The following is a 16,146-nucleotide window of genomic DNA, read 5'->3' on the forward strand; positions in this document are numbered from 1 at the left end:
CGGCCACCCGGGGTGCCGGGCGGCCGCCCGCTGCCTTCACCTGCTTTCGTTCAACGAGTCGACCAGGGAAACCGGCTGGGTCAGCCGCTCAGGCCCATGGTCGAGTAGTTGTACATGCCGTACCCCTCGTGGAAGAACACGTTGGTCAGGTTGGCCGGCCTGTACAGCAGCGACTTGGCGTACACGTTCGGGATGAACGCGGCCTGCTTGCGGATGGAGTCGTCGATCTGGTTGTAGATCTTGTTCCGCTGGGCCGGGTCCTCGATCTTGACCACGTCGTCCCAGCCCTTGTTGATGGCGGGGTCGTCGAGCTCGGAGATCGCGGCGTTGCCGGACGGGACGATGGCGTCCTTGTCGGTCAGCGCCTGCAGGTAGCCGTAGCCGGTCGGCCAGTCGGCGTGCCAGCCGTAGGTGCCCAGGCCGATGCCCTCCTTCTTGATGAAGGACGGGGAGCCGAACTGGTCGTTGGTGTAGGTGTTGGCCGGGTAGCCCTGGAGGGTCAGCTTGATGCCGACGCGCTGGAGCGCGGCCTGCATCGCCTCGGCGACGGCCTTCTCCTTGGGCCGGTCGCTGCGGTAGACCATCTTGGTCTCGAAGCCGTTCGGCTGGCCGCAGGCCGTCAGGGCCTCCTTGGCCTTGGCGGTGTCGCCGGTGTAGCCCTTCTCGGCCTTGGTGTAGTAGTCGGTGCCCTTCTCGCGGCCCTCGACGTTCGGGGGCATGATCGAGGTGGCCAGCTCGCCGCCGACGTCACCGCCGTAGGCGCGCCACAGCGAGTCGCGGTTGGTCGCCCACACGATCGCCTTGCGGCACTCGACGTTGGGGATCACCTTGGTGTTGATCGGCATGTACCAGTGGAAGCCGCCGGGCGGGTTGTCGGCGTTCTTCCGGTGGTCGGCGCTGGACAGCAGCGTCTTGCGGCCGTTGTCCTGGACGCCGGTGCCCTCGAGCGCGACGTGGATCTGGCCCGACAGCAGCTGGTTGTCGAGCTCGTCGGCGTTCATGCCGGCCAGCAGCTCGATGCGGTCCGGGAGCTGCTTGCGGTTGGGGTCGGTGGCCTGGTCCCAGTGCTCGTTGCGGACCAGCGCGCCGCCCTTGTTGGGCTGGTAGTCGGCCTCCCACTTGTAGGGGCCGGACGAGAACGGGTGCAGGCCGTAGCGCTCGCCCTTGTCCTTGTCCTGCGGCACCGGGGTGGTCTGGCCGCTGAAGGTCACCAGCTCGTTGAACTCGGCGAAGGGCGCGTTCAGGTGGAAGACCACGGTGTGGTCGTCGGGGGTGGAGACGCCCTTGAAGTTGTCGAGGTCCTTGTCCTTGAACGGGCCCTTGTAGCCCTTGGCGTCCAGCAGGTTGGAGAAGTAGCTGGGGCCGTTGCGCAGGACACCGCGGTCGAACGTCCGCGCCACCGCGTACTTGATGTCCTCGGCGCGGATCTCCGAGCCGTCCTCGTACTTGAGGCCGCGCTTGAGCTTGTAGGTCCACTCGGTCTTGTCGGCGTTGGACGTGCCGAGGCCCTCGGCGATGTCCGGCACCGGCTTGAACCCGTCGGGGCCGGGCTTGGCCGGGTAGGTCAGCAGCATCCGGGAGTACAGCCGGGTGAAGTTGTTCGCCCAGGCGTAGTACATGTTGCCCGGGTCGGTGGAGTCGATGTCCGAGCTGGTCGCCATCTTCAGCGTCCCGCCCTTTTTGTCGGACGCGTTGTGGACCTTGCCGATGGCGGCGTTGCTCACACTCGTCCCGCCGCCCTGCTGGTCATCGCCACCGCCGCCGCAGGCGGACAGTCCCAGACTCAGCACGACGGCGCCGGCCGCCGCGGCGGTCAGAACCTTGGGCCTTTTCATGGATTCCCTTTCACTAAGGACGGTCGTTCCCGCGGGGGTCAGCGGGTCCGTGGGTCGAGAGCGTCACGCAGCCCGTCGCCGAAGACGTTGAAGGCCATGACGGTGATGAAGATGGCTACGCCGGGGATGACCACGAAGTACGGCGTCACCTGGTAGGTCTGGATGGCGGTGGTCAGCATGCCGCCCCAGGACGGGGTGGGCGGCTCGATGCCGACGCCCAGGAACGACAGCGCCGCCTCGAACAGGATGTTGGTCGGGATCATCAGCGTCGCGTAGACGAGGATCGGCGCGACCAGGTTCGGCAGGATCTCCCGCACGATGATGTACGGGCCGCGCGCGCCCATGCTGCGGGCGGCGTCCACGAACTCCCGCTCGCGCAGCGACAGCGTCTGGCCGCGAACGATGCGGCCGATGTAGGGCCAGCTGAAGAAGCCGATCACGAAGACCAGCACGCCGATCCGCAGCCCGTTGCCGGTGAGGCCGGCCATCTCGTCGGGGATGACGCCGACGATGGCGATGGCGAACAGCAGCAGCGGGAAGGCCAGGAACACGTCCATGAGGCGCGAGATGAGGCCGTCGACCCAGCCGCCGAAGTAGCCGGCGATCACGCCCATGGCGGTGCCGATCACCGCCGCCACGATGGTGGCCAGGAAGCCGACCAGCAGCGACACCCGCGCGCCGTACACGATGCGGCTGAACAGGTCGCGGCCGGTGCCGGGCTCGAGGCCGAGCAGGAACTCGCCGCTCATCCCGCCCATGGGCTCGTTCGGGGAGCCGAACGTCGGGTCCAGCAGCTCCTGGTGGTACTCGTTCGGAGGATGCCCCAGCAGCTTGACGATCAGCGGCGCGAACACGGCCATCAGGATCAGCAGGACCACCAGCACGCCGCCGGTCATCGCCACCTTGTCGCGCCGCAGCCGGAGCCAGGCGATCCGTCCGAGCGAGCGGCCCTGGATGGCCTTGCTCTCCACACCCGAGAGCACGGCCTCCGGCTGGGCCTCCTTGTCCGACCCGGACACCTCGATCGGTGCGCCCACCCTCAGTACCTCCTACCCGTCGGCCACGCGTGACCGGTCGACCGTTCGCGGGGACGGAGATCGTCCGTCCTCCGTGCCCGTTACGCCGCGTTTGCTGGAGGGAAACCTAGTCGTTCGGGGACGACTGTCCATCCGTCGAGCGTGGTCCGCCAGTACCCGTTTCTGACTTGTGATCTCGCCGTCATCTGGGGCACACGCGATCCGCACAATGCATCGGCAAAGCGCCCGAATAGTACGTGGACGGAAGGAGTGAAAGACAACCGCCATCCGGTCTAGACCAGGAAGCTTTACCGTAATGAGGCCGATTCGAGACCGATCATGCGCAGGTCAGGGGGGTGCGGAGGCAAAAAGAAGGGCCGGAGCGGCACAGGGGGCTCCTGTGCCGCTCCGGCCTCCCGCGGCTCCCGGGGCGGGAGTCGCGGGCAAAAAAGCGGTAAAGATCCGCGGGCGGCTACTTGATGCCGCGGTTCCGCAGGATCTCCTCGATCTCGGCCATCTCCGGGTCCGCCGCGGCGGGCCTGGACTGCTCGACGGCCTTCCGTCCCCCCTTGGGCGCCCGGTCGCCGCCGGCGGCCCGGCGCTCCCGCCCCCCGCCGGCCGCCGGCCTGTCCGCCGCCGCGCCCGCGCGGCGGCTGAGCATGACGCCCGACACCAGGTACAGCAGGACGGCCACGCCCGCGATGGCGGCACCGCCCCACTTGGCCGGGCTGAACGTGGCCAGGTCGACGAAGAACGCCGTCACCCCCGTCATGGTGGCGGCCACCGGCACCAGCGACCAGGCCGCGCCGCGCAGCCCCGACGCCGCGCCCCGCCGCCGGTAGACGCCCCAGCTGATGACCAGTCCCAGCAGGGTGATGCCCAGGCTGATCGCGAATATGGTCGCATCGGTCATGCCGGCCCCTCAATCTCGCATGGTGGTGCTTCCTCCATGGAAGCACGCGCGAGGCCGTTCCATGCTCCTCCGGCCGGACGGTTCCGGCGCCCGCCGCCTCCTCCTCCGGCGTGATCCCCACCCTGAGACCCGCCCCCGGGTATGGGGGGCGGCCCCCGCTCGCGGCAGCCGGCCGGCACCGGGAGGACGGTAACCTACCGGTCGGTATCGGAGCGGTCTCGGGCAGGTCACGGGCGCGCGGAGCGGACGCGCTGGGCACCGGCGGGCTGCGGCGGGCTGCCGTGCGGAACGGGCGGCGCCGGCCGGGCGGGAGGTCAGCCGGCCGCGGCGACCAGCCCGGCCAGCATCCGGAGATCGACTTCGTGCAGCGATCCGACCACGGTACGGCCCGGCGCCGGGGGCACCGGCAGGACGTTCGGGACGGCGACGGTGACGCAGCCCGCGGCCTCCGCCGCCGCCACCCCGTTCGGGGAGTCCTCCAGGACCACGCACCGCTCCGGTACCGCGCCCAGCCGCGCCACCGCGGTCAGGTACGGCTCGGGGTCGGGCTTGGTGCGGCTCACCTCGTCCCCGGCGACGCTGAGGGCGAAGTGCTCTCGGCCCATCGCGTCCAGGGCCGGCTCCAGCAGCACGCGGTGGCTGGAGGACACCAGCGCGGCAGGCACCCCGGCGGCGCGGATCTCGGCGAGCAGCTCCTTGGCGCCGGGCATCATCGGCGCGCACGCCGACAGCCGCTCGCGCATGCCCTCGATCATCCGCCGGCCGAGCTCCGCGGGCGGGACGTCGGCGCCGGTCAGCTCCAGCATGTAGGCCGTCGCGATGTCCACCGAGCCGCCCACCAGCTTCTCCTGGTGCTCGGGCCCCCAGGTGCCGCCGAGCCACTCCACGGCCTCGGTCTCGACCTCCAGCCAGAGCCGCTCGGAGTCGACCAGCAGGCCGTCCATGTCGAACAGGACGGCCTGCAGGCCGCTCTCCACCGAACCGTCGTCCCGCACGGTCTCGCGCACGCGCGCACCCCTCCTCGGATCCCCCGAAAACAAGATCTTTCGAAGGAACCGAGGATAGGTCACGTGTTGAAGTACTTCGCCTCCGGGTGGTGCACGACCAGGGCGTCCGCCGACTGCTCGGGGTGCAGCTGGAGCTCCTCCGACAGGCTCACCCCGACCCGCTCCGGCTTCAGCAGCCGGACCAGCTTGGCGCGGTCCTCCAGCTCCGGGCAGGCGGCGTAGCCGAAGGAGTAGCGGGCGCCGCGGTAGCCGAGCTTGAAGAAGTCCTCGACGTCGTCGGAGTCCTCGGCGCCGAAGCCGATCTCCGACCGGATCCGGGCGTGCCAGTACTCCATCAGCGCCTCGGTCAGCTGCACCGACAGGCCGTGCAGCTCCAGGTAGTCGCGGTAGGCGTTCTTGGCGAACAGCTCCCCGGTCGCCTCGGCGATCTTCGAGCCCATCGTGACGAGCTGGAACGCGACCACGTCGGTCTCCCCGGACTCGCGGGACCGGAAGAAGTCGGCCAGGCACAGGTGCCGGTCGCGGCGCTGGCGCGGGAAGGTGAACCGCTCCCGGTCCGAGCCGTCGTCGTTCAGCAGGACCAGGTCGTTGCCCTCGGACACGGCCGGGAAGTAGCCGTACACGACGGCGGCCTCCAGCAGCCCCTCGGTCTGGATGCGGTCCAGCCACATCCGCAGCCGCGGCCGCCCCTCGGTCTCCACCAGCTCCTCGTAGGAGGGGCCGCCGGCGCCGCGGGCGGGCTTGAGGCCCCACTGGCCCATGAACGTGGCGCGCTCGTCCAGGAAGGCCGCGTAGTCGTTGAGCGGGACGCCCTTGACGATGCGGTCGCCCCAGAACGGCGGCGCGGGCACCTTGTTGTCGGTGGCGACGTCGGACCGGGCGGGCATGTCCTCGGGCTCGGTGACCTCGAAGCGGGCGCCGCGGGACTTGACCCGGCGCTCGCGCAGCGGCGGCAGCTGCGCGCCCTGCTCGCCGCGCTTGACGGCCATGAACGCGTCCATGAGCCGCAGCCCCTCGAACGCGTCGCGGGCGTAGCGGACCTCGCCGTCGAACAGCCCGGCCAGGTCCTGCTCGACGTAGGCGCGGGTCAGGGCGGCGCCGCCGAGCAGCACCGGCCACCGGCCCGACAGGCCCCGGGAGTTCAGCTCCTCCAGGTTCTCCTTCATGATCACGGTGGACTTGACCAGCAGCCCGGACATCCCGATCACGTCGGCGCGCTCGTTCTCGGCGGCCTGGAGGATCGCCGACATCGGCTGCTTGATGCCGAGGTTCACGACCTCGTAGCCGTTGTTGGACAGGATGATGTCGACGAGGTTCTTGCCGATGTCGTGGACGTCGCCCTTGACCGTGGCCAGCACGATCCGGCCCTTGCCGCCGTCCTCCTCCGACTTCTCCATGTGCGGCTCGAGGTAGGCGACCGCGGTCTTCATGACCTCGGCGCTCTGCAGCACGAACGGCAGCTGCATCTGCCCGGAGCCGAACAGCTCGCCGACCGTCTTCATGCCGTCCAGCAGCACGTCGTTGACGATCTCCAGGGCGGGCCGCTGGGTGAGGGCCTCGTCGAGGTCGGCGTTCAGGCCGTCCAGCTCGCCGTCCACGATGCGGCGCTTGAGGCGCTCCCACAGCGGCAGCGCGAGCAGCTCGGCGGACCGGTCGGCCTTCATCGCCGCGGTGTCGACGCCCTCGAACAGCTCCATGAACGTCAGCAGCGGGTCGTAGGCTTCGCCGCCTTCGACGGCCGGGCTGCGCCTGTCATAGACGAGGTCCAGGGCGACCTTGCGCTGCTCCTCGGGAATCCGCGTCATCGGCAGGATCTTGGAGGCGTGCACGATCGCCGAGTCCAGGCCGGCGTCGGCGCACTCGTTCAGGAAAACCGAGTTCAGCACGATCCGCGCGGCCGGGTTGAGGCCGAACGAGACGTTCGACAGGCCCAGCGTGGTCTGCACGTCCGGGTAGCGGCGCTTGAGGCCGCGGATCGCCTCGATCGTCTCCAGGGCGTCCCGGCGGGACTCCTCCTGGCCGGTGCCGATGGTGAAGGTGAGGCAGTCGACGATGATGTCGCCGACCCGCATGCCCCAGTTCCCGGTGAGCTCCTCGATCATCCGGGAGGCGATCTCGACCTTGCGGTCGGCGGTGCGGGCCTGGCCCTCCTCGTCGATGCACATGACGACGATCCCGGCGCCGTGCTCGCGAACGATCGGCATCAGCCTGCGGAGCTTGGAGTTCTCGCCGTCGCCGTCCTCGAAGCTGACGGAGTTGACCACGGCGCGGCCGCCGAGCATCTCCAGGCCGGCCTGGAGCACCGGGATCTCGGTGGAGTCGAGCACGATCGGCAGAGTGGCGGCGGTGGCGAACCGGAACGCCAGCTCCTTCATGTCCTTGGCGCCGTCGCGGCCGACGTAGTCGACGCACAGGTCGATCATGTGGGCGCCGTCGCGCGCCTGGTCCCGGGCGATCTTGACGCAGTCGTCCCAGCGCTCCTCCAGCATCGCCTCCCGGAACGCCTTGGAGCCGTTGGCGTTGGTGCGCTCGCCGATCGCCAGGTACGAGGTGTCCTGGCGGAACGGGACGTGCTGGTAGAGGGAGGAGGCGCCGGGCTCGGGGCGCGGGCGGCGCTCGGCGACCTCGCGGCCGCGGACCCGCTCCACGACCTGGCGCAGGTGCTCGGGCGTGGTGCCGCAGCAGCCGCCGACCAGCGACAGGCCGAACTCGCGGGTGAACGTGTCGTGCGCGTCGGCCAGCTCGCCCGGCGTCAGCGGGTAGTGGGCGCCGTCGGAGGTCAGCTCGGGCAGGCCCGCGTTGGGCATGCAGGAGATCCCGATCCGGGCGTGCCGGGCCAGGTAGCGCAGGTGCTCGCTCATCTCGGCGGGGCCGGTGGCGCAGTTGAGCCCGATCAGGTCGAGGTCGAGCGGCTCCAGCGCGGTCAGCGCGGCGCCGATCTCCGACCCCATCAGCATCGCGCCGTTCTGCTCGATGGTGACCTGGCCGATCAGCACGGTGCCCGAGCCGGCCGCGGCGATGGCGCGCTTGGCGCCGATCAGGGCGGCCTTGGCCTGGAGGAGGTCCTGGCAGGTCTCCACGAGGATGGCCTGGACACCGCCGTCGATGAGGCCCTCGGCGGTCTTCTGGTAGGCGTCGCGCAGCTCGGCGAACGTGACGTGGCCGAGCGTGGGCAGCTTGGTGCCCGGGCCGACCGAGCCGATCACCCAGCGGGGGCGGTCCTCGGTGGAGTACTCGTCGGCGACCTCGCGGGCCAGCCGGGCGCCCGCCTCGGCCAGCTCGTAGATCCGCTCGGTGATGCCGTACTCGCCGAGGTTGGCGAGGTTGGCGCCGAAGGTGTTGGTCTCGACGCAGTCGACGCCGGCGTCGAAGTAGGCCGCGTGCACCGCGCGGACGATGTCGGGCCGGGTGACGTTCAGGATCTCGTTGCAGCCCTCGTGGCCCTGGAAGTCGTCGAGGGTGGGGCCGGCCTCCTGGAGCATCGTCCCCATGCCCCCGTCGGCCACGACGACGCGTTGCTTGAGGGCCTGACGCAAGGAGTGCGAAGTGGGAGTGCTCATGGTGACCCAGCCTAGCCAAGGCGCGCGGCCGCCCGCGCGCGCATCTCCCGGTACGGGGGCGCGGCCCCGTGACGGATGGGTCACCGGGAGGATAACGTGCCACCCTGCAACCTACTCCCCGGTAAGGAGCGGCATGAGCGCATACCGCACCATCCTCGTCGGCACGGACGGCTCGGACACCTCGTTCCGCGCGGTCGACCGGGCCGCCCAGCTGGCCGCCGCCACCGGCGCCACGCTGCTGCTCGCGTCCGCCTACAGCCCGATGCCCGAGCGCGAGCGGCAGTCCGCCGCCGACCGGCTGGGCGACCTGGCGTACAAGGTCCAGGGCTCCACGCCCGCCGACGACGCGCTGCGGGCCGCCCGCGAGCGCGCGGTGGCGGCCGGCGCCAAGGACATCGAGCACGAGGCCGTCGAGGGCGACGCGGTCGACGTGATCAGCAGGCTGGCCAAGGACCGCGCGGCCGACCTGGTCGTGGTCGGCAACCGCGGCCTCAACAGCCTGGCCGGCCGGATCCTCGGCTCGGTCCCGGCCAACCTCTCGCACCGCTCCCCGTGCGACGTGCTGATCGTGCACACCACCGACGGCAAGTGACCGCGGCGCCGGCCGGCGGCGAGATCCAATCGTGACCGCGCCCGTCCGCCGCCCCGTCCCGGTGAGGTCTGGGCGGCGGATCGGTGGGGTAGGTCCCCACTCAGGACGTAGGGTGGCAGCCACCGATCATGATCCCGGGCCCCCGACCCGGGAATGACGGCCCCCGCGGTGACGCTGTACCCGACGTCGGAAGGAGGCAGCGCGTGGTCGAGCTGGAAAGCGTGCCGGAGCTCGTGAACCCGGTGCTCGTGGCCGCCTTTGAGGGGTGGAACGACGCCGGGGAGGCCGCCAGCGGGGTCGTCCAGCATCTGGAGTCCACCTGGGACGCGGTTCCGATCGCCGAGTTCGACCCCGACGACTACTACGACTTCCAGGTCACCCGGCCGCTCATCGAGATGAGCGACGGCGAGAGCCGCGGGATCACCTGGCCCACCACCCGGATCTCCTGGACCCGGCTGCCCTCGGGCCGCGACGTGGTCCTGGTGCACGGGATCGAGCCCAACATGCGGTGGCGGTCGTTCTGCCGCGAGCTGGTCGGGCTCATGCTGGAGCTGAACGTGCAGAACGTCGTCCTGCTGGGCGCGCTGCTGGCCGACGCGCCCCACACCCGCCCGGTCCCCGTCACCGGCGCGGCGTCCGAGGCGGGCCTGGTCTCCACCCTCAACCTCGAGCCGACCCGGTACGAGGGTCCCACCGGCATCCTGGGCGTGCTGCAGGACGCCTGCGCCAAGGCCGACCTGAGCACCGTGTCGCTGTGGGCGGCCGTCCCGCACTACGTCGCCCAGCCGCCCTCCCCCAAGGCCACGCTGGCGCTGCTGCGCCGCGTGGAGGACCTGCTCGACGTGACCGTCCCGCTGGGCGAGCTGCCCGAGGAGGCGCGCGCCTGGGAGAACGGCGTGAACGAGCTGGCCGAGGAGGACTCCGAGGTCGCCGAGTACGTCCGGACGCTGGAGGAGCAGAAGGACGCCACCGAGCTGCCCGAGGCCAGCGGCGACGCCATCGCCCGCGAGTTCGAGCGCTACCTGAGGCGCCGCGACGCCGGCTGACCGCCGCGCCCCTCCAGGGGACGTTTCCGGCATGTCGGGTCACGCGATGAACGGCGATCCCGCACGGGCCGCGCCCGGCAGGTGATAGGTGTGGGAGCGGGCGCCGTCCGCTGCCGGGACGCGCGCCCGATGGCATCATGCGACCCGACGCCGGACGTGAAGGAGCCCGTGTGCCCGAGGCCCAGCCCCTGCAGCCGCAGGACCCCAGGCGCCTGGGCGCGTACGAGCTGGTCGGCAGGCTCGGCTCGGGCGGCCAGGGCACGGTCTTCCTGGGCGCCGGGCCGGGCGGCGAGCGGGTCGCGGTCAAGCTGCTGCGGGTGCGGTTCGACGACGACGAGACCGCGCGGGCCCGGTTCGTCCGCGAGGCGTCCGTCGCCCGCCAGGTCGCCCGGTTCTGCACCGCGCAGGTCATGGACGCCGACGTCGCCGGCGACAACCCGTACCTGGTCAGCGAGTACGTCCCCGGCCCGTCACTGAGCCGCCAGGTGGCCGCGGCGGGCCCGATCACCGGCGGCACGCTGGAGCGGCTGGCGGTCAACACCGCCAGCGCGCTGGCCGCCATCCACCGCGCCGGGATCGTGCACCGCGACCTCAAGCCGCACAACGTCCTGCTCGGCCCCGACGGCCCGCGGGTCATCGACTTCGGGCTGTCGAGGGTCCTGGACGCGGCCAGCGCGGTCAGCAGCCGGCCCGTCGGGACCCCGGCGTACATGGCGCCCGAGCAGGTGACCGGCGACGAGGTCGGCGCGCCGGCGGACGTGTTCGCCTGGGGCGCGACGATGACGTTCGCGGCGACCGGGCGGCCCCCGTTCGGCGCGGACTCGATCACCGCCGTGATCTACCGGATCCTGCACCACGAGCCCGACCTCGGCGACCTGGACGGCGACCTGCGCGCCCTGGTGGCCGCCGCTCTGGCCAAGGACCCGGCCGAGCGGCCCACGGCCGCCCAGGTCCTACTGCGCCTGGTGGGCCACGACGACGCGTTCGCGCCCTCAGCGGCTTCCGGGCCCGCGGAAGTTCCCGAGGAACCTGAGAACGCCGCGCCTGACCCGCTCCTGTCCGCCGGAGCGCCCGCGGCCCCGGCAGAGGAGACCGCGGGCGGCGCAGGGGGCGCGGGGCCCGCAGAGAAGGGCTCCACCGAGAGCACGCGGCCGGGGACGGGTTCCCGGGGCGGCCGGCGGCGCCGGCGGCGCGGCCGGCTCCCCGCCGTGCTGGCGGCGGCCGCCATCGCCGTGGCCGCCGGCGGCGCGACCTACGGGGTGATGGCGCTGACCTCCGGCGAGCGCGGCCGCGGCGCGCCCGTCGCCCACCCCTCCGGGAACGGGCCGGCCGGCTCGGGCACGCCGGCGGCGACCGCGTCCGAGCGGAGCCGCCCGGCCGCCGACCCGGCGCGCTCGCGGACCCCGGCGGGCACCCCGGACGGCGGCCGTCCCTCCGGGGCGCCCGGGCAGGGCGGCGGCGGCCCGGCCCCCACCGGCGGTACGGGCGGCGGCGGGGACGATCCGCCCGGCGGCGGGCGGCCGGACCCCGAGCCGGTGGTGCTCGGCTCCCCCGACCCGCAGCGCTACTGCGACGCGAGCGGCGACTTCACCGCCGACTTCCGGGCGGGCGAGTGGTACTGCGACCCCAAGGGCGTGGGCGTCGACACCCACATCACGATGACGCAGGTCTGCCGGTCGCAGTACGCGCCCGACGCCGAGGCCCGGCTCGGCGGCAGCGCCGGGACGCCCGGGGACTGGGACTGCTACGTCGTGAAGTGACGTCCTTGTTGGCAATTGGCCAAGAAGTCTTGTTACGGGACGGACCGTACGGAAGTATGCACTTACCGCATGCCGTCGGCGGAAGGATCACCGTGCCGCCCGTGCCCCCCGACCCCTCCGCGTCCCCCGAGGCTCCCAACGCCCCTGAGGCCCCCGAAGTCCCTGAGGCCCCCGCACCGCCCGCGCCGGACCGCTCCGTCCTCCGCCTGGTGGCCGCCGAGCCCGCCGTCATGCTGGGCGCCGGCCGCGCGCTGCTGCTCCAGGTCGCCCACCCCAAGGTCGCGCAGGGCGTCGCCGACCACAGCGACCTGCGCGACCGGCCCCTCGACCGGCTGTTCGGCACCCTCGACTTCCTGATGATCGTCACGTTCGGCGGCGCCGAGGAGGCCGCGCGGATGGGCCGCGCGATCCGCCGCATGCACGAGCGGATCACCGGCCCCGGATACTCCGGCAACGATCCCGACCTCCAGGTCTGGGTGAACGCCACGCTGATCGACGCCGCCCTGTTCGTCTACGAGCGGGTGCTCGGCTCCCCCAGCGGCGACCGCGCCGCCGCCTACATCGACCAGGCCCGGTACGTCGCCGACGTGCTCGGCTGCCCGCCCGGCGCGCAGCCCGAGGACATCGGCGCGTTCCGCCGCTACATGGACGAGATGATCGGCTCCCTGGAGGTCACCGACGCCGGCCGCGAGATCATGCGGGAGGTGCTGTGGGCGCGCAAGCTGCGCTGGATGGCGCCCGCCCTGTGGCTCAACCGGTTCGTCACCACCGGGCTGCTGCCCGAGCGGATCAGGGACCAGTACGGGCTGCCCTGGAGCGGCCGCAAGGACCGCGTCCTGTGGGGCCTGCTGAGGTTCCACGCGTTCTTCTACCGGCTCGTCCCGCGGCGGCTGCGCCAGGCCGGCATCCCGGTGATGCTGTGGGCGTCGCGGCGCCGGGTCGCCCGCCGGGCGCGCAAGTACGCGGCCCAGCGGCCGGCGACCGCCGCCTGACGCCCCGGGAGTCCCTCTGAGGCGATCAGAGGAGGACGCCGAGCAGCGCGTCGGCGATGGCCCTGACCTGGCCGGGCGCGGCGGTGTCGTCCCCGGGCTCGGCGGCCCAGCGGTCGATCGCCTCCAGGGCGGCCGGCGCGTCCAGGTCCTCGGCCAGATGCCCGCGCACCGCGGCGGCCACCGGCGCGGCGGCCGGGCCGGACGGGCGCGCGGCGGCGGCGCGCCACCGCTCCAGCCGGGCGGCCGCGGCCTCCAGGCCGGCGCCGGTCCACTCCCAGTCCGACCGGTAGTGGTGGGCCAGCAGCGCCAGCCGGATCGCCATCGGGTCGGCGCCGCCGCGCCGCAGCCGGGACACGAACACCAGGTTGCCGCGCGACTTGGACATCTTCTCGCCGTCCAGGCCGACCATGCCCGCGTGCACGTACGCGCGGGCGTGCGGGCTCTCCCCGGTGGCCGCCTGGGCGTGCGAGGCGCCCATCTCGTGGTGCGGGAACGCCAGGTCCGAGCCGCCGCCCTCGACGTCGAAGCCCATCCCCAGGTACTCGACCGAGATCGCCGAGCACTCCACGTGCCAGCCGGGGCGGCCGGTGCCGAACGGCGACTCCCAGCCGGGCTCGCCGGGGCGCTGCGCCATCCAGACCAGCGCGTCCAGGGGGTCCTTCTTGCCCGCCCGGTCCGGGTCGCCGCCCCGCTCGGCGAACAGCGGCGCCATCTCCGCGCGGCTCAGCCGGCTCACCTCGCCGAACGCCGGGTCCGCGGACACCGGGAAGTACAGGTCGCCGCCGACCTCGTAGGTGGCGCCGCGGGCGCGCAGCTTCTCCACCATCCGCACGATCAGCGGGATCGCCTCGACCGCGCCGACGTACTGGTCGGGCGGCAGGATCCGCAGCGCGGTCATGTCCTCCCGGAACAGCTCGATCTCGCGGTCGGCCAGCTCCCGCCAGTCCTCGCCGGTCTGCTGGGCGCGCTCCAGCAGCGGGTCGTCGACGTCGGTGGCGTTCTGGACGTAGTGGACGGTGTGCCCCAGGTCCCGCCACACCCGGTTGACCAGGTCGAACGCGAGGTAGGTGTTGGCGTGGCCCAGGTGGGTGGCGTCGTAGGGGGTGATGCCGCACACGTACATCCGGGCCGTCTCGCCCGGCTCGGTGGGGCGCAGCGAACCCGTCCCCGTGTCGTGCAGGCGCAGCCGCCCGCCCGGGGCGGGCAGGCCGGCGGCGGAGAGGCTGGGCACTTGGGGAACGGGCCACGATCGCATACCGGAAAGCTTATCCATGCACCGTTCGTCCCCCTACGCCGAGATCACCGGGATGGGCGCTCAGGCCGAGCGGAGGCGCGGGTCCAGCACCGCGTAGCCGACGTCGACGGCCAGGTTCGCGGCGATCACGAACAGGGTGACGGTCAGCGTCACCCCGATGACCACCGGGCTGTCGCCCACCGCGATCGACTGGTGGACGAGCTGGCCCACCCCCTGGAGCCCGAAGACCTTCTCGGTGACGATCGTCGAGCCCATCAGCATCCCCACGTCCACGCCGAACTGCGTCAGCACCGGCGCCATCGCCGCCCGCAGCCCGTGCCGGTAGACGACCCGCCGCTCCGGCAGCCCCTTGGAGCGCGCCGCGCGGATGTAGTCCTCCTCCAGCACGTCCAGCATCGACCCGCGCGTCAGCCGCGCGTACGTGGCCACCAGCAGCAGCGCCAGCGAGATCCACGGCAGCACCATCCGCCGCCAGAAGTGCTCCTGCATCGGCGGGCCCGCCTCGAAGTGCGGCAGCCCGGCCTGCGCGGGCAGCGACGACAGCAGGAACAGCAGCGCCAGCGCCATCACGAACGCCGGCGTCGACATCCCCAGCAGCACCAGGACGGTCGTGGCGCGGTCCCAGAGGCCGCGCGCCCGGGTGGCCGTCAGCGCCCCGGCCGCCACCCCGCCCGCCAGCCACAGCACCGCCCCGCCGCACACCAGCACCAGCGTGGTCGGCAGCCGGTCGGCGATCAGCCCGGCGACCGCGCCGCCGTTGACGTAGGAGTCGCCGAGGTCGCCGCGCGCCAGCCGCAGCAGGAAGTCCCCGTACTGCACCGGCAGCGGCCGGTCCAGGCCGAGGTTGGCGCGGATCAGGGCGAGCGTCTCGGCGCTGGCGCGCGGGCCGCCGATGACCCGCTCGACCGGCGCGGGCGACAGGTGCAGGAACGCGAACACCAGCGTCGACACCAGCCACAGCACCAGGACCGCGTGGAGCACCCGCCGGACCAGCAGCGCCGCCATCGGCGGTCACCTCCCCCGGGCGGCCCGCGGGACCCGGGCGCGGCCGCCGCCGCCCGGGCCGCCCAGCGCGGCGCGGATGCCGTCCCCCAGCAGGTTGAACGCCAGCGTGGTGAGCAGCAGCAGGGCGCCCGGAACCGCCAGCGTCCACCAGGCCGTCTGGAACACCTCGCCGCCCTCGCCGAGCATGGAGCCCCAGCTCGGCACCGGCGGCCGCACCCCCGCCCCCAGGAACGACAGCGTCGCCTCGAACGCCATCGCCGCCGGGACCAGCAGCGAGGCCAGCACCGTCACCTGCGCCGCCAGGTTCGGCAGCACGTCCACGAACATGATGCGGGTGCGGCTCGCGCCCAGCGCCCGCGCCGCCTCCACGAACGGCTTCTCCTTCAGCGACAGCACCTGCCCGCGCACCACCCGGCCCAGCCCGGCGAACGAGAAGACCGCGATCACCAGCACGGTCATCGCCAGCCCGGCCCCCGCCGAGGAGATCTGGAACGTGGTGGCCAGCGTGATCGCCACCAGCAGGTACGGCAGCGCCAGCGTGAGGTCCATCAGCCGGGACAGCACCGCGTCCACCACCCCGCCCGCGAACCCGGCGACCAGGCCCGCGGCGACGCCCGCCACGGCGGCCAGCGCCGCCGAGCCGACGCCGACCAGCAGCGAGATCCGCGCCCCGTACGCGGCGCGGACCAGCACGTCGCGGCCGAGCTGGTCGGCGCCCAGCCAGAACTCCGCGCCCGGCCCCACCGGCTGCCCCGACGGGCCGAGCCCGGTGCGGGGGAACGTGGCGTCGTAGGGGTGCCCGGTCACCGCCTCCAGGAGCGGCGCCAGGAGCGCGAACAGCGTCACCGCCGCCAGCAGCGCCAGCGCCGCCATCGCGGCGCGGTCGCGGCGGAACCGCCGCCAGGCCCGGCCCGCGGGGACGTACTCCGGCCGCTCCCACCGTTCCGGCCACGCCGGCCGTTCGTGCCCGCCGGGCCGTTCTCGCGGCTCCTCGTCGGCCGGTCCCGCCTCGGCGCCCTCGCCGGCGCCCTTCCCGGCGCCGGTCCCCCTTCCGGCGCCGGCCGCGCCCTTCGGCTCGGTGAACGTCATCGCGGCGCCCCCCGCGGCCGGCTGCCTGCCATGCGCACTCCCCTCGTCGCTCCGCTGACCGGCCCCGTCCGGACGC

General features: G+C 72.9%; 12 protein-coding genes. 4 read left to right on the forward strand and 8 right to left on the reverse strand.

Going from position 1 to position 16,146, the window contains the following annotated elements:
- Positions 1-80: 80 nt before the first annotated feature.
- The 5 genes from ACA361_RS31185 to metH form a co-directional block, all read right to left on the reverse strand.
- Entirely contained in the window at positions 81-1,835 is a 1,755-nt protein-coding gene (locus ACA361_RS31185) for an ABC transporter substrate-binding protein (RefSeq protein ID WP_375017926.1), read from the reverse strand.
- 38 nt (positions 1,836-1,873) lie between these two features.
- Complete coding sequence (locus ACA361_RS31190; protein ID WP_375017928.1) at positions 1,874-2,872, reverse strand: ABC transporter permease; 999 nt, start codon at positions 2,870-2,872, stop codon at positions 1,874-1,876.
- Between the two features lie 451 nt (positions 2,873-3,323).
- Entirely contained in the window at positions 3,324-3,764 is a 441-nt protein-coding gene (locus ACA361_RS31195; protein ID WP_375017930.1) for a hypothetical protein, read from the reverse strand.
- Positions 3,765-4,078: 314 nt separating this feature from the next.
- Positions 4,079-4,771: an HAD family hydrolase gene (locus ACA361_RS31200; RefSeq protein WP_375017932.1), complete on the reverse strand. Its 693-nt coding sequence runs from the start codon at positions 4,769-4,771 to the stop codon at positions 4,079-4,081.
- A gap of 59 nt (positions 4,772-4,830) precedes the next feature.
- Positions 4,831-8,331, reverse strand: a complete 3,501-nt coding sequence (metH, locus tag ACA361_RS31205) for a methionine synthase (protein ID WP_375017934.1) — start codon at positions 8,329-8,331, stop codon at positions 4,831-4,833.
- Positions 8,332-8,464: 133 nt separating this feature from the next.
- Here metH and ACA361_RS31210 point away from each other — a divergent pair, with 133 nt between their 5' ends.
- The 4 genes from ACA361_RS31210 (at position 8,465) to ACA361_RS31225 (ending at position 12,721) form a co-directional block, all read left to right on the forward strand.
- Positions 8,465-8,923, forward strand: coding sequence for a universal stress protein (locus tag ACA361_RS31210; protein ID WP_375017936.1), 459 nt, complete (start codon positions 8,465-8,467; stop codon positions 8,921-8,923).
- A 203-nt stretch (positions 8,924-9,126) separates the two neighbouring features.
- On the forward strand, positions 9,127-9,969 hold the full coding sequence (locus ACA361_RS31215; protein WP_366625094.1) for a PAC2 family protein: 843 nt from the start codon (positions 9,127-9,129) through the stop codon (positions 9,967-9,969).
- 170 nt (positions 9,970-10,139) lie between these two features.
- Positions 10,140-11,729, forward strand: coding sequence for a serine/threonine-protein kinase (locus tag ACA361_RS31220; RefSeq protein WP_375017938.1), 1,590 nt, complete (start codon positions 10,140-10,142; stop codon positions 11,727-11,729).
- A 92-nt stretch (positions 11,730-11,821) separates the two neighbouring features.
- The gene (locus ACA361_RS31225) at positions 11,822-12,721 is read left to right on the forward strand and encodes an oxygenase MpaB family protein (protein ID WP_375017940.1); all 900 of its coding nucleotides are present in this window, start codon (positions 11,822-11,824) and stop codon (positions 12,719-12,721) included.
- A gap of 25 nt (positions 12,722-12,746) precedes the next feature.
- Here the strand turns inward: ACA361_RS31225 and mshC are convergent, their stop codons facing one another.
- The 3 genes from mshC to ACA361_RS31240 are packed head-to-tail and all read right to left on the reverse strand — an operon-like array spanning position 12,747 to position 16,070.
- Entirely contained in the window at positions 12,747-13,976 is a 1,230-nt protein-coding gene (gene mshC, locus ACA361_RS31230; RefSeq protein ID WP_375017942.1) for a cysteine--1-D-myo-inosityl 2-amino-2-deoxy-alpha-D-glucopyranoside ligase, read from the reverse strand.
- Between the two features lie 60 nt (positions 13,977-14,036).
- Complete coding sequence (locus tag ACA361_RS31235) at positions 14,037-14,981, reverse strand: ABC transporter permease (RefSeq protein WP_375017944.1); 945 nt, start codon at positions 14,979-14,981, stop codon at positions 14,037-14,039.
- Positions 14,982-14,987: 6 nt separating this feature from the next.
- The gene (locus ACA361_RS31240; protein WP_375017946.1) at positions 14,988-16,070 is read right to left on the reverse strand and encodes an ABC transporter permease; all 1,083 of its coding nucleotides are present in this window, start codon (positions 16,068-16,070) and stop codon (positions 14,988-14,990) included.
- Positions 16,071-16,146: the final 76 nt, after the last annotated feature.

Source organism: Actinomadura sp. 21ATH (genome assembly GCF_041951345.1).
Lineage (GTDB): Bacteria > Actinomycetota > Actinomycetes > Streptosporangiales > Streptosporangiaceae > Spirillospora.

Excerpts from the sequence above, each read along its gene's own strand:
- ACA361_RS31185 (WP_375017926.1), bottom strand. The coding sequence starts at position 1,835 with ATGAAAAGGCCCAAGGTTCTGACCGCCGCGGCGGCCGGCGCCGTCGTG.
- ACA361_RS31195 (WP_375017930.1), bottom strand. The coding sequence starts at position 3,764 with ATGACCGATGCGACCATATTCGCGATCAGCCTGGGCATCACCCTGCTG.
- metH (WP_375017934.1), bottom strand. The coding sequence starts at position 8,331 with ATGAGCACTCCCACTTCGCACTCCTTGCGTCAGGCCCTCAAGCAACGC.
- ACA361_RS31210 (WP_375017936.1), top strand. The coding sequence starts at position 8,465 with ATGAGCGCATACCGCACCATCCTCGTCGGCACGGACGGCTCGGACACC.
- mshC (WP_375017942.1), bottom strand. The coding sequence starts at position 13,976 with ATGCGATCGTGGCCCGTTCCCCAAGTGCCCAGCCTCTCCGCCGCCGGC.
- ACA361_RS31235 (WP_375017944.1), bottom strand. The coding sequence starts at position 14,981 with ATGGCGGCGCTGCTGGTCCGGCGGGTGCTCCACGCGGTCCTGGTGCTG.
- ACA361_RS31240 (WP_375017946.1), bottom strand. The coding sequence starts at position 16,070 with ATGACGTTCACCGAGCCGAAGGGCGCGGCCGGCGCCGGAAGGGGGACC.